The organism is Arthrobacter sp. SDR-2R, from assembly GCF_057747955.1.
Genome location: NZ_CM173231.1, coordinates 1070616 through 1095235 on the forward strand (window position 1 = coordinate 1070616; position 24620 = coordinate 1095235).

Here is a 24620-nt window from a genome sequence, read left to right on the forward strand (position 1 = left end):
AGCACTATGACCATCGGTTCAGGAACAGCAGCGGGTTCAGGATCAGCAGCGGGCAACGGGCGGACTGCCCTGGTGGTGGGTGCCACCGGCATCGCGGGGTCCGCGCTGGTGGATACTTTGGTTGGCGAAGGCTGGGCTGTCCTTGCCTTGTCCCGCAGGCCCGGAGCTGAGCGCCCTGGCGTCCGGTGGCTCTCGGCGGACCTGACCTCAGCTTCCTCCCTGGCGGCTGTGCTTGGTCCGGAGAACCCCTCCCATGTCTACTTCACCGCGTGGTCGCGCCGGGCCACCGAGGAAGAGAACATCGCCGTCAATTCGGGCATGGTTCGTGATCTCCTCTCAGCACTGCAGGGCAAGGCCGTGGCCCACGTTGCCCTGATGACCGGACTCAAGCATTACCTGGGACCGTTCGAGGCGTACGCCGCCGGGGAAATGCCGGACACCCCCTTCCATGAGGAAGAACCGCGCCTTCCGGTGCCGAACTTCTATTACGCCCAGGAGGACGAGCTGTGGGCGGCAGCGGCCCGGCAGGGGTTCACCTGGTCCGTGCACCGCGCCCACACCGTCATTGGGCATGCGGTGGGCAACGCCATGAACATGGGCCTCACGCTCGCTGCGCAGGCCACCCTGTGCCGGGACAGCGGGCAGCCGTTCGTGTTCCCGGGATCCGAGACGCAATGGAACGGCCTCACTGACATGACGGATGCAGGCCTGCTGGCCGAGCACATGCTCTGGGCCTCCACCACCCCGGAAGCCGCAAACCAGGCCTTCAACATCGTCAACGGTGACGTGTTCCGCTGGAGGTGGATGTGGCCGAAACTCGCCGCCTACTTCGGCGTGGAGTGGGAGGGTTATCAGGGAGAGCCCCGTCCCCTGGAGCAGTCCATGGCGGGGCGCGGGGACCAGTGGCGGCAGCTCGCCGCCCACCACAACCTCAGCGAGCCGGAGCTGGACCGGGTGGCATCCTGGTGGCACACGGACGGTGACCTGGGACGCGGCATCGAGGTGGTGACGGACATGGGCAAGAGCCGGGACGCCGGCTTCATGGGATACCGGCGGACGCTGGATTCCTTCACGGCCCTGTTCGACCGCTACCGCGCCGATAGCCTGATTCCCTGATCAATGAGGCCCAAAGAGCTGTTCGGAGGGCCCGCGTACGCCGTCAGTGAACCCTGAAAGTTCTGGCTCGAACCCCCGGTTAAGTCCCAGCCTCCGGACGTACACTGACCTTCGCACCACGTTTGTGGACACTCCGTCAGGTGAGGGCTTGTACGTATGCTCTGGAAGTTGCTTGTCGAATACCTGCGGCCGCACCGGCCGCTGCTGGTCGCCGTCGTGGTTTTCCAGCTGGCGCAGTCCATCGCGTCGCTGTACCTGCCAACGCTGAACGCGGACATCATTGACCAGGGTGTGGCCCGCGGCGACACCGCCTACATCATGTCCACGGGCAGCGTCATGCTGCTCATCACCCTCGCGCAGATCGCCTGCGCCGTGGTGGCCGTGTACTTCGGTGCCAAGGCCGCGATGGGCCTGGGCCGGGACCTGCGCGGCGCCATCTTTGACCGCGTGGGCGAGTTTTCCGAGCAGGAGGTCACCCGCTTCGGCGCCCCGAGCCTGATCACCAGGTCCACCAATGACGTCCAGCAGGTCCAGCAGCTGGTGCTGATGTCCGCCACGCTCATGGTGGCCGCGCCCATGCTCAGCATCGGCGGCGTGATCATGGCCATCCGGCAGGACGCCCAGCTGTCCTGGCTCATTGCCGTGTGTGTCCCGGTGCTGCTGATCGCCGTCGGGCTCATTGTCACGCGGATGGTGCCGCTGTTCCGCAAGATGCAGGCCCGGATCGACACCGTGAACCGCGTATTGCGCGAGCAGCTCGCGGGCATCCGCGTGGTGCGGGCATTCGTGCGGGAGGACATGGAAACGGCGCGTTTCGCCCAGGCCAACACGGACGTCACGGACGTTGCCCTCCGCGCCGGACGCCTGATGGCGCTGATGTTCCCCACCGTCATGCTGATCCTGAACGTATCCAGCGTGGCGGTTATCTGGTTCGGCGCCTTCCGGATCGAGGACGGGTCCATGCAGGTGGGCACCCTGATCGCGTTCCTGAGCTACCTGATGCAGATCCTCATGTCCGTCATGATGGCTACCTTCATGGCGGTGATGATCCCGCGCGCGTCGGTGTCCGCGGACCGGATCGGCGAGGTGCTGGGCACCAGCTCCAGCGTCCTGCCGCCGGAGAACCCGGTCACCAGCGCGGCGTTCGCCGGCAGGCAGCGGCGCGGCGAGCTGGAGATGCGCGACGTCGGATTCGCCTACCCGGGTGCCGACCAGCCGGTCCTGTCAGGCATCAGCTTCACCGCCCGCGCTGGGCAGACGACCGCGATCATCGGCAGCACCGGCTCCGGCAAGACCACCCTGGTGAACTTGATGCCGAGGCTCTTCGACGTCACCTCCGGCGCGGTGCTGATGGACGGAGTGGACGTCAGGGACCTGGACCCGGACCTGCTCTGGGGGCACATCGGCCTGGTGCCACAACGGCCATACCTGTTTTCCGGCACCGTGCGCAGCAACCTCCTGTACGGCAACCCGGACGCCACCGAGGACGAGCTGTGGACCGCGCTGGAGATCGCCCAGGCCCGGGACTTCGTGGAGCAGATGGAGGATGGGCTGGACGCGGCGATCTCGCAGGGCGGCACCAACGTCTCCGGCGGGCAGCGGCAGCGGCTGGCCATCGCCCGGGCCCTGGTGAAGCGGCCCGAGCTCTACATCTTTGACGACTCGTTCTCGTCCCTGGACACCGGCACCGACGCCCGGCTGCGCCAGGCGCTCAAGCGCAGCACTGCCGGTGCCACCATGGTCATCATCGCCCAGCGCGTGTCCAGCATCGTTGATGCGGACCAGATTATGGTGCTCGACGACGGCAGGATCGTTGCGCACGGCACGCACCATGAGTTGCTGGAGACATCCGAGACGTACCGTGAGATTGTTTCGTCCCAGCTGGCAGCGGAGGAAACAGTATGAGCACCCAACACCCGGGGACCCGTCCCGCTCGCGGCGCCAAAGCCGGGCCCGGCTCCGGAGCCGGCCAGGCCGACGTCGTACGCATTCCCCGGCCGCGCGGCGGCCCAGGGCACGGCGGACCGTTTGCCGGGATGAACGTCCCGGCAGAGAAGGCGATGAACTTCAGCGGTTCGGCCAAACGGCTGCTGGGCACCCTGCGGCCGGAACGGCTCTGGCTGGTGCTGGTGCTGGTAATGGCCGTGGCGGGCGTAGTGCTGCAGGTGATTGGGCCGCGGCTGCTCGGCGAGGGCACCAACCTGATTTTCGCCGGTGTGGTGTCCAAGCAGCTGCCGCCGGGGATGACGCAGGCGCAACTGATTGCGCAGCTGCGGGCGGCGGGGGAGAACCAGAAGGCGGACATGCTGGGCGCCATGACGCTGACGCCGGGTGCGGGGATCGACTTTGCGGCGCTGGCCAGCGTGCTGACGTGGGCGCTGGTGCTGTACGTGCTGGGGTCGGCGTTCATGTGGGGGCAGGCGTATGTTCTGAACGGCGTGGTGCAGCGGACGGTATTTGGGCTGCGCGAGAAGATCGAGGCGAAGATCAACCGGCTGCCGCTGCGGTATTTCGACTCGATCCAGCGCGGTGAGCTGCTCAGCCGGGTGACCAACGACGTGGACAACATTTCGCAGAGCCTGCAGCAGTCCATCAGCCAGGCGGTGACGTCGTTGCTGACGGTGGTGGGCGTATTGGTGATGATGTTCATCCTGTCCCCGACGCTGGCGCTGATCGCGCTGGTGACCATTCCGCTGACGCTGGGGATCACGGCGCTGATTGCCAAGCGCTCGCAGAAGCTGTTTGTGCAGCAGTGGAAGAACACCGGTGAGCTGAATGGGCAGATTGAGGAGACCTACACCGGGCATGCACTGGTAAAGGTGTTCGGCCGGCAGCGCGAGGTGGGGGAGCGGTTCCGGCAGAAGAACGTGGAGCTGTATGAGGCGAGTTTCGGGGCGCAGTTCATTTCCGGGCTGATCATGCCGGCCATGACCTTCATCGGGAACCTGGTGTACGTGGGGATTGCCGTGGTGGGCGGCCTGCAGGTTGCGTCCGGGGCCATGCAGTTGGGTGACGTGCAGGCGTTCATCCAGTACTCGCGGCAGTTCACCCAGCCGCTGGCGCAGCTCGGCTCGATGGCCAACCTGCTGCAGTCCGGCGTTGCGTCGGCTGAGCGGGTGTTCGAGTTGTTGGATACGGAGGAACAGTCTGCCGATCCTGTGGGTGCTTCTTTGCAGAGTCCTGATGGTGCCGGGCGCGGGCGGCTGGTGTTCGAGGACGTGTCCTTCTCGTATTCGCCGGACAAGCCTCTGATTTCCAGGTTGTCTTTGGTGGCGGAGCCGGGGCAGACGGTGGCCATTGTGGGGCCGACGGGGGCGGGCAAGACCACGCTGGTGAACCTGATGATGCGGTTCTACGAGCTGGATGCCGGCCGGATCACGTTGGACGGCGTGGACATCACCACCATGACCCGGAACGACCTGCGCTCGCGGATGGGGATGGTGCTGCAGGACACGTGGCTGTTCGGTGGGACCATCCGGGACAACATTGCCTACGGCCGGCCCGCTGCGTCTTCTTCGGAGGTGCTTGAGGCCGCGCGGGCGACGTACGTTGATCGCTTTGTGAAGTCCCTGCCCGAGGGATACGACACCGTGCTGGACGACGAAGGGTCCAACGTGTCAGCGGGTGAGAAGCAGCTGCTGACCATCGCGCGGGCCTTCCTGGCGCGGCCCTCTGTTTTGATCCTGGACGAGGCGACGTCTTCGGTGGACACCCGGACCGAGGTGCTGGTGCAGAAGGCGATGAGCGCCCTGCGGTCAGACCGGACGTCATTTGTGATCGCGCACCGCCTGTCCACGATCCGCGACGCCGACCTCATCCTGGTGATGGAGGCCGGCCAGATCGTGGAGCAGGGGACCCACTCATCACTGCTGGCCGCCGGCGGGGCTTACGCACGGCTGTACGAGGCCCAGTTCGCTGCGCCGGTTGCGGAGGTTTAGGACCTGGGGTCACCGCAGGCCTCACAGGCGGGCGACGACGGGAAGTCCCGTCCCGTCGTCGTCCGCCTTCCCCAACGGAAGAAGGCCAGGTTCACGCTGGCCCGGCTCCTGGGCTTAGAAAGCGTCGGCCTCCGCATTGAGGTCCCGGCCCCTGGTTTCCGGCGCAAAAAACCCTGCCACAATACCGATCGCAGCGTAGGCCATGAGGATTCCGGCTACCGGGATCCACCCCGGCCCGGTCGCAGCAACGACGCTGGCTGCAATGATGGGGCCGAGACCGCCGGACAGGACGGCGCCGATTTCCTTGACCGTGGTCATGAAGGAAAAGCGGCGTTTGGACCCGAACATTTCCACCAGCCAGGTTGACTCCACGCCGTACAGATTCGGCAGTGGACCGCCAACGAAGATGACGAAGACCAGGGCCACCAGCACAGGGTTACGCGTTTCGATCATCAGCATCGCGGGAATCGTAAAGGCAAACTGGAATCCGGAGAGCCAGAGCCAGACCCTGCGGCGGCCGAATCGGTCAGTGAGCTTCCCGGTCAGCAAGACTGTGGCCACGCCCAGGACGGAGCCGAGTGTTACACCGGTGGTGACGAGGTTTGCGTCCATTTTCACCACCGATACCGTCCAGCCGATAAGGAAGCCCTTGACGAGGTAGACCGAACCGTTTTCGCCGAGTTTGATCCCCAGTGAGACGAGGAAGGCCTTTTTGGCATCCGCGGCGTCACGCCAGATGCTTTGCTGCCTGGCTTCCAGACGTGCTGCGGCACGCCGCGCCTTGACCGCCTCGAAGACCGGTGATTCGCTCACGCTGCGACGAAGGTAGAGCGCCACTAGGGTGGTACCGACGCTGAGCAGGAAGGGAATACGCCATCCCCAGGCAAGGAAATCGTCCTTGGGCATCTGCGAGAGCAGCAGCCACAGTCCGCTGGCCAACAGCACACCGGTCGCAGTTCCCAGTGCCACCACGGCGCCGTAAAAGCCGCGCTTACCGGAAGGAGCGGATTCCACCAGCAGCAGCGAGGCCCCGGATAGCTCCGCGCCCGCGCCGAAGCCCTGGATAAGCCGCAGGAGCACAAGGAGGATTGGGGCCGCGACCCCGATCTGGGCAAATGTGGGCAACAGACCCATTCCCAAGGTGGCGATACCCATCATCCCCACGGTGATGACCAGGACGGATTTCCGCCCATACTTGTCGCCAAGGTAGCCAAAGTAGATCCCGCCCAGGGGCCGGACGAGAAACCCTGAACCGAAGGCGGCAAAGCTCGCCATCAATGCCATCGCCGGGTCCGTGTTGGGGAAGAAGAGCGGCCCGAAGACCAGCGCTGCCGCCAGGGTGTAGAGCGTAAAGTCCATGTATTCCAAGGCGGAACCAAGGAACGACGAAATGGAGGTGCGGCGCAGTTCAGCCGGCGCCACCTCCAGCTCCGATACCAGGCCCTGCGGCTCAGCGGCGGCATATTTCAGGTTTGGGTTTTCTGTGACCATGGGGTTTCTCCCTTGTGTAGAGCCTGTCGGCAGGCCCGGAGGCAAACGTCATTGTTCGGATGGTGGTGCAAGGTCTTCAAGGGCAGTTCAGTTCGGGAGCAGGGAGACAGTCTCCGCTATGCAGGCAGGCTTTTGCGAGCCTTCCAGTTCGATCAGGTGATTGAACTGCAGCTGCCGCCCATTGGCCGTCTCGCTCACCGAGGCCAGCGTCAGCCGGTCCCTGATGCGTGAGTTGACCCTGGCCGGCGCCGGGAACCTTACCTTATTCAGGCCGTAGTTGATGATCATCGCGGCCCCGTCGACCCGGTATACCTGGCCGGCCAGGTATGGCAGCAGCGACAAGCTGAGGTAGCCGTGGGCGACAGTGGCCCCGAAGGGCCCGCCTGCTGCCCGCTCCAGGTCCGTGTGTATCCACTGTTGGTCCAGGGTGGCATCGGCGAAAGCCTGGATCTGGGATTGGTCCAGGGTATGCCATCCACTCACCCCGATTTCCTGGCCAGCCATGGTGGCGAGCTCGGCGGCGTCCTTGAACAGTTTCATTTAGACCCTCTCCAGCAGCATGGCGACGCCCTGGCCCAGGCCCACGCACATGGTGGCCAGGCCGCGGTTTGCGTCTTCGCGTTCCATCCGGCCCAGTAGCGTGACGACGATCCGTGATCCGGAGGAGCCCAGGGGATGGCCCAGGGCGATCGCACCGCCGTCGTTGTTGACGGTTCCCTCATCCATTCCGAGCAGCCGAATGCAGGCCAGAGCCTGCGCTGCGAACGCCTCGTTGAGTTCGACGGCCCCCACCTCGGCCAAGTCCCAGCGCGCCTTGGCCAGGGCCTTTTGTGTCGCAGGCACCGGGCCGATGCCCATTACATCCGGCGCCACACCGGCCGCTTGGCTGGTCACGATGCGGGCCCGGGGCGTGAGCCCGTAGCGCTCCACGGCCTCCCCGCTGGCGACCAATACAGCTGATGCGCCGTCGTTGAGGGAACTGGAGTTGCCAGCGGTGACCACTCCGCGGGGCGCCACGATCGGCCGGAGGGCGGCCAGGGCATCAGCGGTTGACCCGCGTCTGGGTCCCTCATCGGTGACTAGCAGCGAGACTTCCCCCCGCCTGCCCGTGACCGGAACAGGGACTATCTCGTCGCTGAAGCGGCCGGCGTCGATCGCCGCCACTGCCAGGTTGTGGGAGCGCAGTGCAAAGCTGTCCGCGTCGGCACGGGAAATCCCCTCCCGCTTCGCTACCTCTTCTGCCGTTTCGGGCATGGAAAACAGTGCCCCCGACTCCATCCGCGGGTTAACAAACCGCGCACCGATTGAGGTGTCCGCGAGTTCACCCGGTTTGGAGTAGGGCTTCTCCGGCTTTGCCATCACCCACGGCGCGCGGGTCATGGACTCTACGCCGCCGGCCACCACAAGGTCGGCGTCACCGTTGCGCACCGACTGCGCCGCCATGCTGATGGCTGTTAGCCCGGAGGCACAGAGCCGGTTGACGGTCACGGCCGGTACGGCGTGCGGGAACCCGGCCAGCAGTGCGGCCATCCGGGCAACGTTACGGTTGTCCTCACCGGCCTGATTAACACAGCCAAAGATGACCTCGTCAACGGTGGCAGGATCGACGCCGGCCCTGTCTACTGCGGCCTGGAGCACAAGCGCGGCCATGTCGTCGGGACGGACAGTGGCGAGCACGCCGCCGTGACGGCCCACCGGGGTACGGACGCCCCCGACGAGGAATGCCTCGGGCATCAGCGGGCCCCGCCGTTGATGTAAAGGGTCTGGCCGGAGATGTAAGAGGAGTCGTCACCGGCGAAGAAAGCCACGGCCGCTGCCACTTCCTCCGGCTGGCCTACACGTCCCAGTGGGGTTCGCTCCGCCACCGCCTGCTGGTGCTCGGCCGGGCTGGCCCCCACCCGCTCTGCCGTTGCGGCAGTCATTGAGGTGGCGATGTAACCCGGCGCCACCGCATTGACCGTGATGTTGAACGGACCAAGTTCGATGGCGAGCGTCGCGGTCAGGCCCTGGATACCGGCCTTTGCAGCCGCGTAGTTGGCCTGGCCGCGGTTGCCCAGCGCGCTGCGGCTGCTGAGCGAGACGATCTTGCCGTACTTGGCCGGAACCATGTAGCGCTGGGCAGCGCGCGTGCAGAGGTAGGCGCTGGTGAGGTTCGTGGCCAGGACCGAATCCCAATCCTGCCGCTCCATCTTGAAGAACATGTTGTCGCGGGTGATCCCGGCGTTGTTTACCAGGATGTCCAGCCGGCCGAACTCCCGGTGGATGTCATCGAATACCCGGTCTACTGCTGCCTCATCCGTGACGTCGCAGCAGGCGGCAAGGGCCTTTCCGCCCGCCGCCACGACGTCCGGGTGGTCCGAGATACGCTGCGCGGTGTCCTTGGCGCGGTCCTCGTTGAGGTCCAGGACGGCGACAGTGGCGCCGCCATTGGCCAGTTTCAGCGCGGTGGCTGCGCCGATTCCCTGCGCCCCTCCAGTGACTACTGCCACCCGGTTGGTGAAATTGCTCATGACATTTCCTTTGCTGGTGTTTGGAGCGTGCTTTGGCAAGCCCGGGTCGGGCCCGCCCGGGAGCTAGCTGAAGGCGGAGAGGCCGGTGATCTCGCGGCCAACGAGAAGGGATTGGATCGAGTCCGTGCCCTCATAGGTGGAGACGACCTCCATGTCGGTCATGTGCCTCGCCACGTGGTTCTCCAGCAGCATTCCGTTGCCGCCGAGCATGTCCCGTGCCTCTGAACAGATCCAGCGGGCTTTCCGGGCCGTGTGCATCTTGGCCATGGAGGCCATGGGCCCGGTCATCCGGCCGTCCTCGGCCAACACGGCAAGGCGAAAGCAGATCAGCTGCATGGCTGTCAGTTCTGCAAGCATGTTGGCCAGCTTGTTTTGCACCAGCTGGAAACTGCCGATTGGTTTGCCGAACTGCTGGCGGGTCTTGGCATAGTCCACTGCGATCTCGTAAGCGGCCATTGCGTGGCCGTAGGACTCCCAGGAGGCGCCGCTGCGTGTGGAAGTGAGTACCTTGGTGACGTCCTTGAACGAATGGCATTCCGTGAGCCGGTTGGCCGCCGGGACCCGGAGGTTCTCAAGGGTGATGTCCGGTTGGAGGATCGCCCGCTTGCCAATCTTGCCGGTGATGACTTCGGTGGTATACCCCTCTGGAAAGCTGCCGTCCTCGTTACGCTCCATCACGAACGCCTTGACCTTGGCATCCGCTTCGTCGCGGGCAAAGATGATGACGACGTCGGCCATGCTGGCGTTGCCGATCCAGCGTTTGCGCCCGTTGATGATGTAGCTGTCCCCCTCGCGCCGTGCGCTGGTTTCGAGCGCCACGGAGTCAGACCCGTGCTCGGGTTCGGTCAGGGCGAAGGCGCCGATCTTGCCGAGGGCGGCCATGGCAGGGAGCCAGCGCTGCTTTTGCTCCTCGCTGCCGAGCATGTTGATGGTTCCCATCGCCAGTCCGGACTGGACGCCGAGGAAGGTGTTGACGGAACCGTCGCCGCGGGAGACCTCGGCGGCGACAATCCCCGCGGCAAGCCGGCTTAGCCCAGGGCATCCGTAGCCCTGAATGGTTGTTCCGACGATGCCGAGCCCGGCAAGTTTGGGTACAAGTTCGAAGGGGAACTCGGCACGTTCCCAATAGCCGTTGATGACCGGCAGCAGGTCTTTGTCGACGAAGGCGCGGACTTTCAGCCGGAGCGCCCGGTCCTCAGCGCTGAGGAAATCGTCCATGAGGTAAAAATCGGTGCCGTTCGCGGCCGTTTCGGGTGTCATTGAGTGAGCTCCAGTGGTGTGTGATCGGGGACCCATTTGCCCTGCGGGTCTGTAGTTCCATGTGAAGGCTGGAAAAGGGTGAGCCAGTGGCGCTCGTGTTCCGCCAGGGGCCGGGATTTGCCAGTGTCCGGCTGGACTGAAACCAGCACGGTACGGCCGTCTACGGCGACCGCCCCGAATTGGCTGCCCTTGAATTCCAGGCTGAACGAACTCCTGCCGATCCTGGTCACCGCGAGTTCAACCTCCAGGTCTTCGCCGTGGTGGACTGGCCGCCGATAGTTCACTTCGAGGCTGGCTACCACCGTGGGGGTCGCTTCGGCTCGGCATATGCCCGGCATCGAAGACCGCCATTTGATTCTTGACTCCTCCAGGAGCGTGACGACGGCGGCGTGGTTGACGTGCCCGTTGAGGTCCTGGTCGGACCATCGTGGGCAGACTCGGGTCCGGTAGGTTTCAGGCATCGACCAGGGCTTTCCGATGGAGTAGCCATTCCCGCACCAAGCGGGAGCTTTCGTTCAATCCCGGGGGTGCGAGCGAATAGTCCACCGGCGTAAGGGAATACTCGACAGGATGGCGGACCGTGGGTATCTTCCGGGGCCCGTCGCCAGCCATCACTATCGGGTTCAGCCCCAGCTGTTCAGCGAGCTCCACACCGCCGCGGACATCCTGGATCGGAGCGCAGGGCAGCCCTGCCGAGGAGAGCTCACGGAACCATTCGTCGGCTGACTGGCTGGCCAGTTGGGCGTGGAGGATGCCGCGCAGCTCGTTACGGTTGGCGTTGCGCTGCAGAGTTGTGACGAACTTTGGATCACGGGCGACTCCGGGAATCCCCAGCGCCTCGCACAGCCGGACGAACTGGGCATCATTTCCCGTCGCGATGATGATAGTGCCGTCCCCGGTCTGCATCGGAGCGTATGGATACATGCTGGGGTGTTCGTTCCCCATCCTGGTCGGTACCACACCGCCCGTTACGTAGGCCGCAGACTGGTTCACCATGCCGGACAGGGCCGAGGTCAGCAGGTTCAGTTCCACCAGCTGACCCTCGCCGGTCCGGTCCTTGTGGTGTAGTGCCCCCAGGATGCCGATGGCAGCGTGCAGGCCCGTGATGACATCGAACAGCGCGATGCCTGCCCGGTACGGTTGGGAGTCCTGGTCCCCGGTAAGGCTCATCATCCCCGATGCGGCCTGTACCAACAGGTCATACCCCGGAATATGTGCGCCCGCTCCAGTACCGAACCCAGTGATGGAAGCATAGATAATGTTCGGGTTCAGTTCGGCCGCGGACGCGTAATCCAAGCCCAGCCGCGCCATGTTGCCGGGCTTGAAATTCTCGATCATGACATCAGCGCTGGCGATCAGGGAACGCGCAACGTTGAGGTCCTCCGGGTCTTTCAGGTCCAGGGCAATGGAATGTTTGTTGCGGTTAACCGCGAGGAAGAACGTGGCCTCGCCGTCCCGTACGGGGGGCATATACGTGCGGGTGTCGTCACCCTCAGGTCCCTCCACCTTGATCACCGTGGCGCCCATGTCAGCCAGGAGCATGGTGGCGTACGGGCCTGCCAGCACCCTGCTGAAATCTGCCACCACAACGCCGGCGAGGGGACCCGCGCTGGCCCGGCCCAGGACGTCACCTTCAGGATTGTCGTCACTGCCAGCGGGACGACTATGTCCGCTGGAAACCGGTTCGTTGATCGGTTGTGTCATCTGCTTCCTCCGCTTTGTGGTGTGCATCACCTACCTTCCCAAGCGGACTGATTCGCGTCCAATACACATTGGGTGCCGGACTGATACCTCAGCGCCATCAATGTCAGCTCGGTCTGCCTTCGGTATGTTGGGCGTATGAACAACGACGTTTACCTGGTCAGGAGCTGAGCGGAAGTGGAGATACACCAGATCCGGGCCTTTCTCGCCGTGGCAGAGGAACTGCACTTCGGCCGGGCCGCGCGTCGGCTCCATATGGCCCAGCCGCCGCTGAGTCGGTCCATCCAGCGGCTTGAGCACGAACTGAAGGCGCCGCTGTTTATCCGCAGCACGCGCACGGTGCAGCTGACCGCCGCGGGTGAGGCCCTTCTCGGCCCGGCACGCGAGATACTCGAGGGGTGCCGGCGGGGCCGCCTCGCGGTCGCCTCGGTGGGCCGCGGCGAAACCGGGCGCGTGCGGGTCGCCTTTGCCGGGGTTTCCTCGCATGTCATGGTTGGCAAGCTCGCCAAGCGTGTCCGGGAGGTGCACCCGGGAATCGACTTTGAGCTGTCCAGCTCCAATTTCGCCCTTCCGGCCATGGAGAAGGTTATGAGCGGGTCCATGGAAGTCGGCCTGGGCCGCTGGAATTTCATTCCTGCTGTCCTTGACTCGCGGATCGTGGCCAACGAGCGGCTCGTCGTTGCCCTGTATGAAAGCCACCCCCTGGGCGGGCAGGCTTCGCTGCGTATGGCAGACCTCGCGGGGCAGCCTTTCGTCACGTTGCCGGAGCACCCGGGCGCCATCCTCCATGACCACCTTCGAAGGCTCTCCAGTGCCGCAGGTTACGTCGTGGAGATTGCCCAGGTGGCGCCGGATTCCCAGACTCTTATGGCGCTGGTGGCAGCCGGGATCGGTGTCGCCCTGACAGTGTCCTCCGTGCCGGAAAACTTCAGCCACCCGGGTGTCGTGTTCATTCCCCTTGATGATCCGGTTGACCCCATCCAACTGCGGCTGGTCTGGCGGAAGGACAACACCAGCCCGGCGCTGCGCGAGGTCCTTCGGCTGTCGGAAGAGGTCCTTCCATCGCCAGACTGAACCGTCCATTGATGCGCATGGGGCATAACCGGAATCACTATTAGGTATTGGATCTGACGGCAATCAGGCTGGCACAGTGGTTCGGGTCACCGGGTGCAAGTACGCCCGTGCTGACGCCAACCCTTCCCTTGACCTGCCAGGAGAATCACCGTGACCGTAACCGCACCTGCCCTGGTCTTCGACGACGTGCTAAACCTTGACACCCTCCTGACCTCCAGGGAACTGGAGCTGCGCAGCACTGTCCGTGCCTTTGTGGATGAACGGATCCGGCCCAACATCGCCGAGTGGTATGAGGACGCCCACTTCCCGCTCGAGCTTGTTCCCGAGCTTGGGGAGTTGGGGGTCCTCGGGATGCACCTCAAGGGCTACGGATGCCCGGGCCGCAGCGCCGTCGAGTATGGCCTCGCCGCCATGGAGTTGGAAGCCGGCGACTCCGGGCTTCGGACCTTCGTCAGCGTCCAGGGTTCCCTGGCCATGAGTGCCATCCACAAATGGGGGTCCGAGGAGCAGCGGAACGAGCACCTGCCGGCGATGGCGCGGGGCGAGAAGATCGGCTGCTTCGGACTCACCGAGCCCACGGCCGGCTCCGATCCTTCCAGCATGGCAACTTTCGCGGCACCCGACGGAGACGGCGGCTGGGTCATCAACGGCGCAAAGCGCTGGATCGGGCTCGCCTCAGTCGCCCAGATTGCGGTCATCTGGGCTAACACTACCGAAGGTATCCGCGGGTTCATCGTCCCGACGGACACCCCCGGCTTCACTGCGACGCCCATCAACTCGAAGCTGTCCATGCGGGCCTCCATTCAATGTGACATCAGCCTCGATGAAGTACGGCTGCCGTCCACTGCGCTCCTGCCCGGTGCCCGCGGGCTCAGCGGCCCGTTTTCCTGCCTTAATGAGGCCCGTTACGGAATCATTTGGGGGGCCATGGGTGCCGCGCGGGACTCCTACGAAACGGCCTTGGCGTATTCCAGCGACCGCCTCCAGTTTGGCAAGCCCCTCGCCGGCTACCAGCTTACGCAGGAAAAACTGGTCAATATGCTGCTGGAAATCCAAAAGGGGACCCTGCTGGCGCTTCATACCGGACGCCTGAAGGACTCCGGGACGCTGGAGCCAGTTCAGATCTCCGTGGGAAAGCTGAACAACGTCAGGGAGGCCATTGCCATCTGCCGCGAAGCCCGCACCATCCTTGGGGGAAACGGAATTACCCTGGACTACTCGCCGCTGCGGCACGCTAACAACCTTGAATCAGTGCGAACGTATGAAGGTACGGACGAGGTCCATACCCTAATCCTGGGTCAGCGGATCACGGGCATCCCGGCGTTCCGGCAGGAGTGACGGCATGGCACGCGGCTGTGCGGCCGCGTGCCATGCCGGCCGCTTAAAGCCCAAGTGCTCCTGCCCGGGAAGCCCCGTCATAGCCGCCGGCCGGTGGGTTGAGTCCGTAGATCGCGCCAATGGTCGGTGCTACGTCGGCCGTCCTGGCCGGATCCGAAGAAACCCCCGCGACTACCTTGGGGCTGCCGCCGGTAATGAAGAAGGGGATAGGTTCCGTGGCGGGATGTCCGTGATTACCGGGAATCGGATTTGAGATCACGTACGGGTCGGAGAAGCGCCAGCCCGCCCGGCAATAGGCCACCAGGTCTCCCGCCTCGGCCCCGAGCCGGAGTTCGCCGGGCTTATGTACTGACAGCACTCCCTCATGCGCGTCCACAAGCTGTTCGACGGCGGCCAATCCCGCAAGGCGGTCCGCTTCGGAACCGGTCCAGTACAGCAGGTCCGCCCCGCCATTTTGGGCGATCCTGATGTTGGCCTGGAGGTCAGGGCGTGCCTGCAGGATCAGGTCGACGGAAACCACATTGGTGGGAATGGACCAGTCCATGGAGTGGTCAGCAAGCACCATGATCACGCTCGACTCCCATTTGCCCGTGCCCTTGAGGTGATCGACGAAACGTCCCACCTGCTGGTCAGTGTTCATCAGCGCGGCCTCGCGTGCCGCCCGCAGCGTGGTGCCGGTGAGGTCGGAGTGCCCCACCCGGTCGATGTCGCCCAGGTTGGTGAACACGAAGTCGGGGTCCGGCCCGCTGACCATGGCCAGCAGGGCGTCCATCGTGGCCAGATCGGGTGCGTGGCCGGTTACCGGGAGAAGCGGCTGGGGTTCCCAGCGGTAGCTGGCTCGGGTTCCGAAAATGCCGTAAAGGTACTTCTTGCTGAGTACAGACCCCGTGGTAAGTCCGCGCTCCTGCAAACGCTCCAAAATAGTTGGAAAGTGCAGGTCGGTGGGCCGGTCGAGGTCGCGGACCACACTTTCCGTGCTGTCGAAGATGGAGTTGGCAGGGACCCCGGAGCGGTCCGGACGGACACCCGTCATCATCATCACGTGGTTTGGAATGGTCTCCATGACGGGGAGCGACCGGGCTGCCGGGAAGTTGGTGCCAGCGGCCCGGAGCGCGGCCAGCCGTGGGGTCAGCGTGGTGGAGATTTCGTCTGGGCGGCAGCCGTCCACCACCAGCACGTAGCTTCGCACACGTTCGGCGGCGGGTGCTGCCCATGCCGCCCCATGGGCGGCGGAAAGCACGACGGCGGAACCTCCTGCGGCGGCGAGTTTCAGGAACTGCCGGCGTCCTGGGTTCTGATGGGTTGATGAGCTCAAGAGAGGCCTCCTTGTGCCGGCGTTACTTTGCCGGTGTTGGCTGCGATATTAAACGAGGTGGACAGGGTGGATCCTGAGCCGGCGGAAGTTCGCTCGGCGAGGACATACCAATCCATCCGCACTCCGCCGGGCGTGACGTCCAGGACGGAATAGCCGTGCGAGTCGAAATCGAGGTACTTCACGTGCGGGTTTGCCCCCTTGATGGCGCTCTCGACGCCGACGGAGACCGTACGGGGTGGCACGTTGAGGATGTCGTCCAGGTTGTCACTCGTCACCGAAGTACAGACAAGTTCGGCCGCCACGGAATCGCCCGTGACGGGGTAGGTGGCGGGATCGGCCGGGATGTCGCATGCCCAGCCGGAGTGGATGTCGCCGGTCAGGAACACAGTGTCCTTGACCGCGTTGTCCCGCAGGTGGCTGATGACGCGGTGCTGGTCCGCCTCGTAGCCGTCCCACTGGTCGACGTTGATCTGCGCCCCGTCGATGGTGGTGCCGCCCATAAGTTTCTGCACCCCGCCCAGTTCGGCCGTGCTCAGCGATGACGGGACGCGCACTGGCGTGATCATGACCGGGTTGCCGACCAGCTTCCATTGCGGGCCAGTGGACTTCAGGTTGCCAAGGAGCCAGTCCATCTGTGCGGCGCCAGTGATGCTGCGGTCAGGGCTGTCGACTGTGGGGTCGGCTGCGTTGGCGGCCTGATGATCGCGGTAGGAGCGCAAATCCAGCATGGACAAGCTGGCCAGGGAACCGAAGTCCAACCGCCGGTAAAGTTGGCCGCCAGGTTCGTACCGCACTGGCATCCATTCGGCGTAGGCCTGATGTGCCGCGGCAAAACGCTCATCCCACGCTCCCTCGGCTCCCTCAGTGTGGTTTTCCGCGCCGCCCTTCCAGGCGTCGTTGGCCGATTCGTGGTCGTCCCAGGTCACGATGAACGGCGCGGCGGCGTGCAGCGACTGCAGGTCCGGGTCGGTCTTATATTGTGCGTGCCGGCGGCGGTAGTGGGCCAACTGCGTCATTTCGTGGGCAGGCTCGTGGGGACGGACCACCACGTCACGTGCCTGGTATTCGCCAGGCCCGTATTCGTAGAGGTAATCGCCGAGGTGAAGCACGGCGTCGAGGTCTCCGCGGGCGGCGAGGTGGCGGTAAGAGGAAAAATAGCCGGCCTGCAGGTTGGCGCATGACACCACGCCAAACTTCAGCCGGTCCACGGGGGTACCGGCGGCGGGTGCTGTTCGGGTCCTGCCCACGGGGGAAACTGATTGCCCCAAGGTAAACCTGAACCAGTAACTGGTGCCTGGGGAGAGCCGGGGCGCAACAACCTTGACCGTGTGGTCCCTGGCCGGGCTGGCGTTGGCGATGCCGCGGGCAACTATTTTTCTAAAGTCTGCATCAGCCGCGACTTCCCACCCCACCGTGACCTCCGGGCCCAGCCCGCTCCCGGGCAGGGCCTCAGGTGACGGCGTGACCCGTGTCCAGAGCAGCACGCTGTCAGGAAACGGGTCGCCCGAGGCAACACCGTAGGCGAAAATCCCCGTACCAGCTGCGGCCGCGCTGGCCGCGGCGGTCCCGGCCCAAAGCGAGCCACTGCCACCCGCTGCCGCAACCACCGCTGCGGACCTTAGCATTTGACGACGAGTGTAAGTGTTCATAATTCGAGTATTCCTACTCGCCAGTAGCGGATTGGGCTTTCCGTCCGGGAGTTCGCCTGCAGTTTCCCAAGTGTTTGCTCCCGGGCAACTGACGGATACCTCCCATGTCTGCCTCCCGATGATGGCAAGGCCAGGTGGCGCGGATGCACAGTCCTGGCCGCCCCGTTCAGCGCATGGGCCCCGAAGAACCATGGCTGGAGATGTGGGCGCCGATGTCCTGATGAACACAATCGCTTGCCTCAGCACGGTGGACAGGTTGAATCGGAACTCGAATTGTCAGACCCCAGTGACAGCATTTGGGTATGGAAACCGGAGCGGTTGTGGACGCGGGACGCAGGGCCGGGTTGCCGGCTGCTGTCACCTCCCTGGCCGGACTGGTGGACGAGTTGGCCGGAGTCCTTGCCCGTTCCTCGGAAGCGCCGGCTCGTGGAGACGGCCTGGCTGGCCATGATCCTCTGCGGGAACTTTCCGAGTCCTGCCTGGACGGCCTGGCGGTGGTGGCCCGGATCGAAGCTGCCACAGCCGCGGCGAAGGTCCAATTGCTGGCCGGTTACGCAGAGGCGTCAGATGCGTTGGAAGGGCCGGCGCAAAGTGCCTATGAATCGTCGGCGCGGGAAATGAGCATGGTGGCAGAGGTTGCCTGCTTCCTCACCATCGGTGAACGTGCCGCGTCTGCACTTTTGGGGGAAGCCCAGGCGCTGACCAGCTCTTTGCCGTCGACGCTGGATGCGCTCCAGGACGGAAGCATTTCCTGGCAGCACGCACGGATCCTTGTGGACGAAACCTCTGGCCTCAACCCCGCTGCGGCCGCTTCATTGGAAGCTCACTTCCTTGACCCGGAGGCACCGAACGCGGCCAGGGGAGCCGCTGCTGGCGAATTGGTGCCGGCCCGGTTTCGTCGGAAAGTCCGTTCCTGGCGGGAACGGCATCACCCGGAGTCCCTGGATTCGAGGCACGCGAAGTGCGCAGGGGACCGGCGGATGGAGTACTCCCTGGACCGGGACGGAATGGCATGGGTCTCGCTGTACATGCGGGCGGACACGGCATGCGCGGTCTGGAACAGGATGTCCGCCATGGCCCGCGGCCTGCAGGGCCCGGATGAACCGCGGACGCTTGCCCAGCTCAGGGCGGATGTGGCTGCGGGGTTGCTGTTGGGCAATCCAGCCCAGGCAGTTGGCGCGGCGCCCTCCCTTAAAGCCGACGTGCTGGTCACCGTGCCGGTGTTTTCACTCCTCGGAACCGCGGACGAGCCCGCAGAGCTTGACGGTTACGGACCCATCCCGGCGTCGATGGCCCGAAGGCTCGTCACGGAAGGTGCCGGCTCGTTCTACCGGGTCCTCGTGGATCCCCGGGACGGGGCACCGCTGGAAATCAGCCGGACCAGCTACCGCCTCCCGGAATCACTGAAGCGGTGGTTGCGGATGCGCGATGGAAAATGCACTTTTCCCGGCTGCAGCAACGCCAGCCCGGATAATGAATCAGACCACCTCACGGCCTGGGAACATGGCGGAACTACCGGAATCAGCAACTTGGGTCAGCTGTGCCCCAAGCACCACAGGCTCAAGCACCGAACGGGCTGGAGCCCCGGACCAGCCGCCAGGAACGAACCACCCGGCTGGATCTCGCCCACCGGGCGCCAATACAACGCCGAACAACCGGACCGGGAACCGCCACTGTGGCCGCCGGGCTTCCTGCCCGGAGAAGGCAGCCTCTTGGAAGCAGTATGCGTGGATTATCTGGCTGCGTCATAGCCGGGGTATTCATGCTCCCCGTCGGCGTGCTCCGTTGATGTGCGCCCCGGCACAGCCAGGACCGCGTTCAACCGCGGCGCCACGTGGAGCAATCATCCGTGCCGGTCTTGGAAGTGAAGTAGACATCCTTGCCGGTCTTGGAAGCAGGCTGCCGGTCCTGTAGGGACCGGCCTGTTGTTCCCTTCCGTTTACCCACCATCAACCAAAGCGCTCCAAACCGTTCCAGCAGGCACAGCAAGCTGTTCGGGCACCCTTCCGCCCGTCACACCCCGGCCGGGCAGACATCCCCGACGCACCAGGAGTACTCCGTGTTCGTGAAAAGCACCCTCGCCACCGTCGCCATCCTCGCTTCCCTTGCCGGGACAGCCGTAGCCCCCGCCCAGGCGCAGACTCAAGCCCCGGCTGAGGCACCCAGGCCGGCTCCCGTCGTCGTCGGCCAGCCGCTTGCCGGGACACACGCCCACAATGATTACGAGCATGACCGGCCCCTGTTCGACGCCTTGGAGCACGGCTTCACCAGCGTCGAGGCGGACGTGTGGCTTGTGGACGGCGAACTGCGGGTGGCCCACGACCTCGCCGACGCCAAGCAGGGCGTCACGCTCGAGAGCCTCTACCTCGACCCGCTCCAGGACCTGGTCCGCAGCCAGCCCGGCCACAGCGTCTACCCCCAGTGGGACGGCAGCCTCCAACTCCTGATCGACATCAAGAGCGAAGGCGAGGCCACCTACGCCGCCGTCGAACAGGAACTGTCCGAGCACCGCGGCATCATGAGCCGCTACACCAACGGCAACGTCAAGACCGGCCCGGTGACCGCCGTCATCAGCGGCAACCGCCCACTGGCCACCATGCAGGCACAGACCCAGCGCTTCAGCTTCTACGACGGCCGCTCTACGGACCTCGCCTCAGGCCTCCCCGCCGCCCTGATGCCCCTGGTCAGCGACAACTGGACCAAGCTCTTCACCTGGCAGGGCGTGGGCCCCATGCCCGAATCCGAGCGGACCAAGCTGCGCGCCTTCGTTGCCACGGCCCACGCCAACGGCTACCGCGTCCGCTTCTGGGCCACCCCGGACCAGCCCGGCGCCGCCCGCGACGCCGTCTGGACCGAACTGGCCGACGCCGGCGTGGACCACATCAACACCGACGACCTCGCCGGCCTCCAGCAGTTCCTCACCGCCCGCGGCGCCTAGGCATTTAGCAGAAACAGGAGCAATCACATGCCCACAAAGACTTTGAAAATTACGACGGCGGCACTCACCCTGGCGCTTGGCCTCCTTGCGTCCCAGCCCGCATTCGCCGGAATACAGGCTGCGGACAGCAGCAGCGACAACAACCAGGCCTTCACCTTCGCCGCGATCGGCGACATCCCCTACGGCGCAACCGAGATCGCCAAGTTCCCGTCCCGCATCCAGGACCTCAACGCCGACAAGGACCTGAAGTTTGTAGCACACGTGGGCGACATCAAGAACGGCTCCTCCGTCTGCTCCGACGGGTACTTCTCCTACATCCGCTCCCAGTTCGACACCTTCACCCACCCGCTGGTCTACACGCCTGGCGACAACGAATGGGTGGACTGCCACCGCGCCAACAACGGCGCCTACAACCCGCTGGAACGCCTGAACAAACTGCGGGAGGTCTTCTTCAACCAGCCCGGCAAGACACTCGGCGCCACCATGCCGGTGAAGTCCCAGGCGAACCTGGGCCTGCCCGAGGACGTCCGCTTCACCAAGAACCGGGTGGCCTTCTCCGTCCTGAACGTCCAGGGCAGCAACAACTCCCTCCTGCCGTGGACGGGCCTGGGCAAGACAGAACCCACCCCGGAGCAGCTGGCGGAGGTGGAGCACCGGACGGACGCCGTCATCACCCAGATCCACCAGACCTTCGCCGACGCCAGGCGCAGCAATGAGCGCTCGGTGGTGCTCATGCAGCAGGCCGACATGTTCGACCCTTCCCTCCTGGCCGACGCCACCGCCAGTCCCGAAACCGTCTCCGGCTTCCGCGGGATCGTGCAGGCGATCGTCGAGGAAACCAACCACTTCGACGCACCGGTCTACCTCATCAACGGTGACAGCCACGTCTTCGCGGAGAACCAGCCCCTCGCCGCGGGATCGCCGTGGCTGGGCATCTACGGCTCGGCCCCAGCGGACAACCTGCGGCGCATCACCGTGGACGGCGCCAACAACGCCGTGGACTATGTGCGCTTCACTGTGGCCGGCAACAGCGCCACGGGTGAGGACGTCCTGAGTTGGGAAAAGGTCGCCTTCAGCGGGTAGGCACCAACCGGAAGCGGACGACGTCGGGCGCCCACCCGCCGTCGTCCGCTTGGGAATTCCAAGGCTCTGGACACAGATAGCTGCCGGACTTATCGTGCTGGGGTGGCGGCTGCCTGACTGGCAGGAAGGCCAGTGCTGCCGGTCTGTCGCTGCGGCCGTCCGTCATAAGGAGGAAGCAGATGGAACACTTCGAAGAGGTTGAAGAGACCGTTGAAGTCGCCGTCCCGGTGGGTACCGCTTACAACCAGTGGACCCAGTTCGAATCCTTTCCGCGGTTCATGTCCGGAGTGGAATCGATAACCCAGCTGACGGACACCACCAACCACTGGGTTACCAAGGTGGGTGGCGTCAGGCGGGAGTTCGACACTGAAATTGTCGACCAGGAGCCCGATGACCGGATCGCCTGGCGCAGCGTCGACGGCAAGTCGCATGCCGGTATCGTCAGGTTCACGCCGCTGGACGCTACTCACACCAAGGTCAAAGTCCATTTCGAATGGGCCCCGGAAACCGTCACCGAAAAGGCAGGCGCGGCGCTGAAGATCGACAACATGCAGGTCAAGGCGGACATGCGCAAGTTCAAGGACTTCGTTGAATCGCGCGGCACCGAAACCGGAGGCTGGCGTGGCGAAGTCAAGGACAGCGGCCCCACCGGCCAGTTGTAGACCTGGCAAACAGAAACGTACGACGGCGGGTGCCCACCCGGCGTCGTACGTTTCCTTGTTTTTGTGGTTGTGGTGCGGGTCAGGGCGAGAGTTCCTCGAGGACCCGGCCCTTGGTTTCGATGGCAAAGAAGATGGTGACCAGTCCACCGATGAGCGCGACTGCGGCGAAGACCGTGAAGACGTAGCTGACCCCGTAATTGTCCACGATCCAGCCGACCAGGATGGGCCCGATCGCGGAGCCTGCCCGAAGCCAGGCACTTCCGAATCCGGTGCCGATGGCGCGGAGACGCGTCGGGTAGAGCTCGGCCGAGTAGAGGTAGAGGGAAAACGAGATGGTCTGGAGGATGGCGTAGGCGATGCTGGCGAACACCACAACCTGCGTGGCGGAGACGGCGCCGAGGGCGGTGAGCACTACCAGCGGGACCGTAGCGGCGAGGAATGCCCATGAGTACCAGCGCTTGCGGCCCACGCGGTCGATGAGGAGCGCGCACAGGATGGACGCCACGACGCCTACTGCCGATGTCACCCAGCCGTAGGCAAGGCTGGCCTGAAGCGGGAGGTTGAAGGTCTGCTTATAGAGCGTTGGGAGCCAGGTGATAAGGCCGTTGTTGACCATGTAGACGCAGATCCAAAGCATCCAGATCATGAGCGTGCGTTTGCGGTAGATGCCTGAGAAGAGTTCGCGCCAGTCGGTCCGGGCGGTCGCTTTCGGGTCCACGGGGCGCACAACGGGCTCGGAAAGGGCGTGGCCTGCTTTTCGGGCTTCATTTTCCAGCATGGTGACAACCATGTCTGCCTTGTTGACGTGTCCCCGGGAGGCGAGCCAGCGGGGGGATTCGGGCATCAGCCAGCGCATGGGAATGGTGAGCAGGGCGGGGACGATGCCGACGATAAACATCGCCTTCCAGCCCACCACCGGGACCAGGAAGTACCCGGCGATGCCGGCGAACATGAGGCCCACGGGGAAGATGACCTCGTAGAGGAGGAAGAACCTGCCGCGCTTTTTCGCTCCAACGAATTCGTTGATGTAGGCGCTGGCCACCGGGACCTCACCACCGGTTCCAATGCCCTGGATGAAGCGGAAGACGATCATCGACGCGGCGCCCCACGCGAACAGGCAGGCGACGTCCATGGAGACGAAGAGCAGGATGGTGATGAGCAGGACGGGAAGCCTGCCGATCCTTTCGGCCAGCTGGCCAAAGAAGAGTGAGCCGAAGATCTGGCCGACGTATCCGGCTGACAGGATCATCCCGATCTCCCCGGCCGTCAGGTGCCATTCCGTGGACAGCTGCGGCATGGCGAAGGCGATGGCCAGGACGGTGTAGGCGTCGAAGAACGTGGCGGACCCGATGATCACGCGGATCAGGGTCAGGCGCCGGGTGAGCGGAAGCCTTTCGAGACGGGCTACGAGCTCTGCATTTATCCGGGCGGCGTTGGGGCCGCCAGCCATGGTGGTGGTGTTGTTCGGCTCGCGCATTGCGAGTCCTCCTTCTCCAGCGCGGTGCTGGGGTCCTCATTGACCAAGAGTGGAGATGGCAAAAGCCTAGGGGAGGATGGCGGGAGTTGTCCCCGCCATCCTCAGGATCCGTGGATCAGACAGTGGCGGTGACCTTGCCGATGTTTGCGGCGGCGAAGGCTTCCGCAATTTCGGTCTCGGCGCCTTCCGGCAGGGGCAGGAGCGGGGTGCGCACTGTTGCGTGCTCGAGGATACCGCGGTTCACCAGGCCCCACTTCAAGGCGACGGTGCCCTCCATGTGGGAGCCGCGGTGGTAAACGTTCTTGGTCACTGGCAGCAGCCGCTCATGAATGGCGTGGGCACGCTTGTAGTCCTGCGCCTTGCCGGCCTCGATCAGTTCGACGAGCAGTTCGGGGGCGATGTTGCCGTAGCCGACGAGCAGACCGTCGACATCGAACATTGTCGGGAGCAGGTACTCGTCATGGCAGGACAGCACCTGCAGCTCGGGGTACGCGGCGCGCAGTGCGGGAATCTCGGTGTACCACCGGCGCATGTTGCGGACACCGTTCTTCGTGGCAAAGACGCCCTCCTGGCCGGCGATCTCCAGCTGGGTGTCGAGGTCGTAGGTCGCCTTGGTGTTGTCGGGGTACTGGAAGAGGATCAGCGGCAGGCCGGACTCTTCGTAGATCTCCTGGTAGCGCGACTGCGGGGCACCCTTCTGGTATCCGAAGCGCAGCCACCCGTGCGAGGGGTAGACGAGACCAGCTGACGCGCCGGCCTCGACGGCCTTCCTGGCCTCGAGGGCCGCGGTCTTGTTGCCCTCCTTCGTGATGCCCGCCACGACCGGAATGCGGCCGTCGGTGGACGCCACGAACGCGCGGATGACGTCCAGCTGCTCCTCTTCGGTAAGGAACGTGCCTTCGCCGGCGTGGCCCAAGACGACGAGACTCTTCACGCCCTCAATCGATCCGAGCCACGAACCCAGACGCTGGATCGCAGCGAAGTCGACAGCGCCATCTTCGGTGAACGGGGTGACAGGTGCGGGGCTGAGTCCGCGGAGATCGAGTGTCATTACAGCTACCTTCTTCT

Annotated in this window: 20 protein-coding genes; 9 read left to right on the forward strand and 11 right to left on the reverse strand. The window is 64.7% G+C overall.

Annotation, left to right across the window (positions count from 1 at the left end; translation table 11 throughout):
* The first annotated feature begins 6 nt into the window (after positions 1-6).
* The 3 genes from AC3ANU_RS04935 to AC3ANU_RS04945 all read left to right on the forward strand — a co-directional run bounded on the left by AC3ANU_RS04935 (position 7) and on the right by AC3ANU_RS04945 (position 5054).
* The gene (locus AC3ANU_RS04935; RefSeq protein WP_488315561.1) at positions 7-1116 is read left to right on the forward strand and encodes an SDR family oxidoreductase; all 1110 of its coding nucleotides are present in this window, start codon (positions 7-9) and stop codon (positions 1114-1116) included.
* Between the two features lie 156 nt (positions 1117-1272).
* Positions 1273-3021 carry an ABC transporter ATP-binding protein gene (locus AC3ANU_RS04940; protein ID WP_056391598.1) on the forward strand — a complete coding sequence of 583 codons (1749 nt, stop codon included), beginning with the start codon at positions 1273-1275 and terminating at the stop codon, positions 3019-3021.
* Positions 3018-5054, forward strand: coding sequence for an ABC transporter ATP-binding protein (locus AC3ANU_RS04945; protein ID WP_488315562.1), 2037 nt, complete (start codon positions 3018-3020; stop codon positions 5052-5054). The genes AC3ANU_RS04940 and AC3ANU_RS04945 overlap by 4 nt, the downstream gene beginning before the upstream one ends.
* Positions 5055-5168: 114 nt before the next feature.
* On the opposite strand, the gene AC3ANU_RS04950 is transcribed toward AC3ANU_RS04945, so the two are convergent.
* From AC3ANU_RS04950 to AC3ANU_RS04980, 7 genes are all read right to left on the reverse strand, one after another.
* Complete coding sequence (locus AC3ANU_RS04950; RefSeq protein WP_223992760.1) at positions 5169-6545, reverse strand: MFS transporter; 1377 nt, start codon at positions 6543-6545, stop codon at positions 5169-5171.
* A gap of 87 nt (positions 6546-6632) precedes the next feature.
* Positions 6633-7085: a MaoC family dehydratase gene (locus AC3ANU_RS04955; RefSeq protein ID WP_488315563.1), complete on the reverse strand. Its 453-nt coding sequence runs from the start codon at positions 7083-7085 to the stop codon at positions 6633-6635.
* Positions 7086-8279: a thiolase family protein gene (locus AC3ANU_RS04960; protein WP_488315564.1), complete on the reverse strand. Its 1194-nt coding sequence runs from the start codon at positions 8277-8279 to the stop codon at positions 7086-7088.
* The gene (fabG, locus tag AC3ANU_RS04965) at positions 8279-9055 is read right to left on the reverse strand and encodes a 3-oxoacyl-ACP reductase FabG (protein ID WP_018770673.1); all 777 of its coding nucleotides are present in this window, start codon (positions 9053-9055) and stop codon (positions 8279-8281) included. The genes AC3ANU_RS04960 and fabG overlap by 1 nt, the downstream gene beginning before the upstream one ends.
* Before the next feature lie 63 nt (positions 9056-9118).
* Complete coding sequence (locus AC3ANU_RS04970; RefSeq protein ID WP_488315565.1) at positions 9119-10315, reverse strand: acyl-CoA dehydrogenase family protein; 1197 nt, start codon at positions 10313-10315, stop codon at positions 9119-9121.
* Complete coding sequence (locus tag AC3ANU_RS04975) at positions 10312-10776, reverse strand: acyl-CoA thioesterase (RefSeq protein WP_488315566.1); 465 nt, start codon at positions 10774-10776, stop codon at positions 10312-10314. The genes AC3ANU_RS04970 and AC3ANU_RS04975 overlap by 4 nt, the downstream gene beginning before the upstream one ends.
* Positions 10769-12019 (reverse strand): CaiB/BaiF CoA transferase family protein, encoded by a 1251-nt coding sequence (locus AC3ANU_RS04980; protein ID WP_488315567.1) that lies wholly within the window; start codon positions 12017-12019, stop codon positions 10769-10771. The genes AC3ANU_RS04975 and AC3ANU_RS04980 overlap by 8 nt, the downstream gene beginning before the upstream one ends.
* 174 nt (positions 12020-12193) lie before the next feature.
* Here AC3ANU_RS04980 and AC3ANU_RS04985 point away from each other — a divergent pair, with 174 nt between their 5' ends.
* Together AC3ANU_RS04985 and AC3ANU_RS04990 are read left to right on the forward strand one after the other, a co-directional pair.
* Positions 12194-13090, forward strand: coding sequence for a LysR substrate-binding domain-containing protein (locus AC3ANU_RS04985; protein WP_488315568.1), 897 nt, complete (start codon positions 12194-12196; stop codon positions 13088-13090).
* Between the two features lie 150 nt (positions 13091-13240).
* Entirely contained in the window at positions 13241-14428 is a 1188-nt protein-coding gene (locus AC3ANU_RS04990) for an acyl-CoA dehydrogenase family protein (RefSeq protein WP_018770668.1), read from the forward strand.
* A gap of 43 nt (positions 14429-14471) precedes the next feature.
* Here the strand turns inward: AC3ANU_RS04990 and AC3ANU_RS04995 are convergent, their stop codons facing one another.
* The gene (locus tag AC3ANU_RS04995) at positions 14472-15743 is read right to left on the reverse strand and encodes an alkaline phosphatase family protein (protein WP_018770667.1); all 1272 of its coding nucleotides are present in this window, start codon (positions 15741-15743) and stop codon (positions 14472-14474) included.
* Positions 15740-17392 carry an alkaline phosphatase D family protein gene (locus tag AC3ANU_RS05000; protein ID WP_026265984.1) on the reverse strand — a complete coding sequence of 551 codons (1653 nt, stop codon included), beginning with the start codon at positions 17390-17392 and terminating at the stop codon, positions 15740-15742. The genes AC3ANU_RS04995 and AC3ANU_RS05000 overlap by 4 nt, the downstream gene beginning before the upstream one ends.
* Positions 17393-17694: 302 nt before the next feature.
* On the opposite strand from AC3ANU_RS05000, the gene AC3ANU_RS05005 reads away from it, so the two are divergent.
* The 4 genes from AC3ANU_RS05005 to AC3ANU_RS05020 all read left to right on the forward strand — a co-directional run bounded on the left by AC3ANU_RS05005 (position 17695) and on the right by AC3ANU_RS05020 (position 22075).
* Positions 17695-19143, forward strand: a complete 1449-nt coding sequence (locus AC3ANU_RS05005) for an HNH endonuclease signature motif containing protein (RefSeq protein ID WP_488315569.1) — start codon at positions 17695-17697, stop codon at positions 19141-19143.
* 308 nt (positions 19144-19451) lie between these two features.
* Complete coding sequence (locus AC3ANU_RS05010; protein ID WP_144600218.1) at positions 19452-20330, forward strand: phosphatidylinositol-specific phospholipase C/glycerophosphodiester phosphodiesterase family protein; 879 nt, start codon at positions 19452-19454, stop codon at positions 20328-20330.
* Positions 20331-20357: 27 nt separating this feature from the next.
* A complete protein-coding gene (locus AC3ANU_RS05015; RefSeq protein WP_488315570.1) occupies positions 20358-21413 on the forward strand; it encodes a hypothetical protein in 1056 nt (351 codons plus the stop codon).
* Positions 21414-21592: 179 nt separating this feature from the next.
* Positions 21593-22075, forward strand: coding sequence for an SRPBCC family protein (locus AC3ANU_RS05020; protein WP_488315571.1), 483 nt, complete (start codon positions 21593-21595; stop codon positions 22073-22075).
* 79 nt (positions 22076-22154) lie between these two features.
* Here AC3ANU_RS05020 and AC3ANU_RS05025 read toward each other — a convergent pair whose 3' ends face one another.
* Together AC3ANU_RS05025 and AC3ANU_RS05030 are read right to left on the reverse strand one after the other, a co-directional pair.
* Positions 22155-23552 (reverse strand): MFS transporter, encoded by a 1398-nt coding sequence (locus AC3ANU_RS05025; protein WP_018770661.1) that lies wholly within the window; start codon positions 23550-23552, stop codon positions 22155-22157.
* A 115-nt stretch (positions 23553-23667) separates the two neighbouring features.
* On the reverse strand, positions 23668-24603 hold the full coding sequence (locus AC3ANU_RS05030) for a dihydrodipicolinate synthase family protein (RefSeq protein WP_026265982.1): 936 nt from the start codon (positions 24601-24603) through the stop codon (positions 23668-23670).
* Between the last annotated feature and the right edge of the window lie 17 nt (positions 24604-24620).

Excerpts from the sequence above, each read along its gene's own strand:
- AC3ANU_RS05030 (WP_026265982.1), bottom strand. The coding sequence starts at position 24,603 with ATGACACTCGATCTCCGCGGACTCAGCCCCGCACCTGTCACCCCGTTC.
- fabG (WP_018770673.1), bottom strand. The coding sequence starts at position 9,055 with ATGAGCAATTTCACCAACCGGGTGGCAGTAGTCACTGGAGGGGCGCAG.
- AC3ANU_RS05025 (WP_018770661.1), bottom strand. The coding sequence starts at position 23,552 with ATGCGCGAGCCGAACAACACCACCACCATGGCTGGCGGCCCCAACGCC.
- AC3ANU_RS04950 (WP_223992760.1), bottom strand. The coding sequence starts at position 6,545 with ATGGTCACAGAAAACCCAAACCTGAAATATGCCGCCGCTGAGCCGCAG.
- AC3ANU_RS04940 (WP_056391598.1), top strand. The coding sequence starts at position 1,273 with ATGCTCTGGAAGTTGCTTGTCGAATACCTGCGGCCGCACCGGCCGCTG.
- AC3ANU_RS04980 (WP_488315567.1), bottom strand. The coding sequence starts at position 12,019 with ATGACACAACCGATCAACGAACCGGTTTCCAGCGGACATAGTCGTCCC.
- AC3ANU_RS05000 (WP_026265984.1), bottom strand. The coding sequence starts at position 17,392 with ATGAACACTTACACTCGTCGTCAAATGCTAAGGTCCGCAGCGGTGGTT.
- AC3ANU_RS04935 (WP_488315561.1), top strand. The coding sequence starts at position 7 with ATGACCATCGGTTCAGGAACAGCAGCGGGTTCAGGATCAGCAGCGGGC.
- AC3ANU_RS05015 (WP_488315570.1), top strand. The coding sequence starts at position 20,358 with ATGCCCACAAAGACTTTGAAAATTACGACGGCGGCACTCACCCTGGCG.
- AC3ANU_RS04975 (WP_488315566.1), bottom strand. The coding sequence starts at position 10,776 with ATGCCTGAAACCTACCGGACCCGAGTCTGCCCACGATGGTCCGACCAG.
- AC3ANU_RS04970 (WP_488315565.1), bottom strand. The coding sequence starts at position 10,315 with ATGACACCCGAAACGGCCGCGAACGGCACCGATTTTTACCTCATGGAC.
- AC3ANU_RS04945 (WP_488315562.1), top strand. The coding sequence starts at position 3,018 with ATGAGCACCCAACACCCGGGGACCCGTCCCGCTCGCGGCGCCAAAGCC.
- AC3ANU_RS04960 (WP_488315564.1), bottom strand. The coding sequence starts at position 8,279 with ATGCCCGAGGCATTCCTCGTCGGGGGCGTCCGTACCCCGGTGGGCCGT.
- AC3ANU_RS05020 (WP_488315571.1), top strand. The coding sequence starts at position 21,593 with ATGGAACACTTCGAAGAGGTTGAAGAGACCGTTGAAGTCGCCGTCCCG.
- AC3ANU_RS04955 (WP_488315563.1), bottom strand. The coding sequence starts at position 7,085 with ATGAAACTGTTCAAGGACGCCGCCGAGCTCGCCACCATGGCTGGCCAG.
- AC3ANU_RS05005 (WP_488315569.1), top strand. The coding sequence starts at position 17,695 with ATGGAAACCGGAGCGGTTGTGGACGCGGGACGCAGGGCCGGGTTGCCG.